Source organism: Saccharopolyspora oryzae (assembly GCF_027853915.1).
GTDB classification, from domain to species: Bacteria; Actinomycetota; Actinomycetes; order Mycobacteriales; family Pseudonocardiaceae; genus Saccharopolyspora; species Saccharopolyspora oryzae.
Window position 1 is genome coordinate 1 of the sequence record NZ_JAQGLA010000183.1, and the last position, 2064, is coordinate 2064.

Annotated in this window: 1 protein-coding gene; it reads right to left on the minus strand. The window is 73.6% G+C overall.

What is annotated here, in order from left to right; translation table 11 throughout:
- Positions 1 to 136: 136 nt before the first annotated feature.
- Positions 137 to 2064: ATP-dependent helicase HrpB (gene hrpB, locus OU415_RS38115; protein ID WP_270954672.1), on the minus strand; the 1928-nt coding region annotated here is incomplete at its 5' end.

Sequence of the window (2064 nt, forward strand, 5' to 3'; positions counted from 1 at the left end):
CCCCCCCACGCCGGGGTCCCGACACGCCCGGGTGTGCAGTTTCAATTGAAACTGTGATCCGCCGTGGGTGGGATCTGCAGTTTCAATTGAAACTGTGGTTTCGACTTGACAGGAGCACGGTGGGTCCGAGCCGGGGTCAGGAGCGTTTGGTGCGGCGGGTCGGGGTTGCCGTGGTGGGGTCTTCCGGCCAGGGGTGCTTGGGGTAGCGGCCTCGGAGTTCCGAGCGGACCTGGTGGTATCCGTTGGCCCAGAAGGACTTCAGGTCCGAGGTGACCGCGGCCGGTCGGCCCGCCGGGGACAGCAGGTGCAGGACCAGCGGGATCCGGCCGTCGGCGATGCTCGGGGCCTCGGACCAGCCGAAGACCTCCTGCAGCTTCACCGGGAGCACCGGCCGATCGGTGTAGTCGACCTTGATCCGGGAGCCGGAGGGCACCTCGATGCGGTCCGGCGCCAGCTCGTCCAACCGCCCGGCCACCGACCAGGGGACCAGGCGGCGCAACGCCGCACCCGCCGAGATCCGCAGGTCCGCGCGGCGACGGGCGTTGCTGAGCTCCGGTTCCAGCCAACTGTCCACTGCGGACAGGAGGGACTCGTCGTCGGTCGCCGGCCAGGGATCGCCGAGCACGTCGTGCAGGAAGCCGAGGCGCTGCCGCAGGCGTCGTGCGTCGTCGCTCCAGTCCAGCAGTTCCAGCCCGTCCTCGCGGAGTCCGTCCAACAGCGCGCGGCGAACCTCGGCGGGGTCGGGATCGCGGATCTGCCGCTGTCCCAACGTGATCGCGCCGAGCCGCTCGACGCGGACCGCCCGCACGTCGCCGTCCACCCAGCCGATCTCGTCAGCCGTGCCGACCAGCGCGGGCGCGGCTTCGCGGGCCAACTCCTCGTCGGCCGGAGCAGCCAGCCGGATCATGCCGTGGGCGCTGCCGGGCGCCCGGTCGGCGACAGCGACGGCGAGCCATTCCGAGCCGCGCACGCTCGAACCGGCCGGCAACTGCGCCGCGGTCCCCGAGGCCATCAAGTACACGTTCGATTCCGCATCGCGGCGCCTGGCCAGCCGTTCCGGCTGCGCGAGCGCAACGACCAGCGCCGCATCACCGCCCCCGCCGCTCCCCTTCACCAACGACCGGAGCCTGCGGACCTCGCTGCGCCACCGGTCGCTGCCCGGACCGCCGCGCCGCAACCCGGCGAGCGCGGAGTTCACGTCGATCTCGTTGGTCAGCGCATCGTTGTCGAGCAGCGCGACCACTTCCGCCGCGATGTCGGCACCTACCAGCTCAGCCCCGTCCAGCAGCGCGCGGGCCAACCGGGGGTGCAGGCCGAGCTCCGCCATCCGGCGCCCGCGGCCGGTCACCGCGCCGGAGGAGTCCAGGGCGCCGAGGCCGTGCAGCACCTCCCGGCCGGCGGCGAGCGCACCGGTCGGCGGCTCGTCCCACCAGGCCAGCGCCGATCCGTCGGGGGTGCCCCAGCAAGCCAGCTCCAGCGCCAACCGGGTCAGCTCCGCGGTCCGGATCTCCGGCTCCGGGTAGGCCGGGAGCGTGCTGTGCTCGTGCTCCGGCCAGCAGCGGTAGACCACGCCCGGCCCCTGCCGCCCGGCGCGACCGGCACGCTGGTCGGCGACCGCTGCCGAAACCCGCACGGTGGCGAGCCCGGACAGACCGCGCCGGTTGTCTACGCGCGATACGCGGGCGAGACCGGAGTCGACCACCGCGCGCACGCCCGGCACCGTCAGGCTCGACTCGGCGACCGCCGTCGCCAGCACCACCCTGCGCCGCTTCCCCACCTTCAGCGCCGAATCCTGTTGCGCGCGCGGCAATCTCCCGTGCAGCGGCAGAACGTCCACATCGGACCCGGCCAGGTGTCCGGCGACGCGGCGGATCTCGGCGGCGCCGGGCAGGAAGGCCAGCACGTCGCCGTCCTGCTCCGCGAAGGCCGTGCGCACCGCCCGCGCCACGCACGCCTCGATCCGCTCGCCGCGGTTCGGCGGCAGGTACGCCGTGCGCACCGGGTGCGTCCGCGCGTGCGCTTCCAGCACCGAAGCGTCCCCGAGCAGTTCGGCGATCCGCCCGG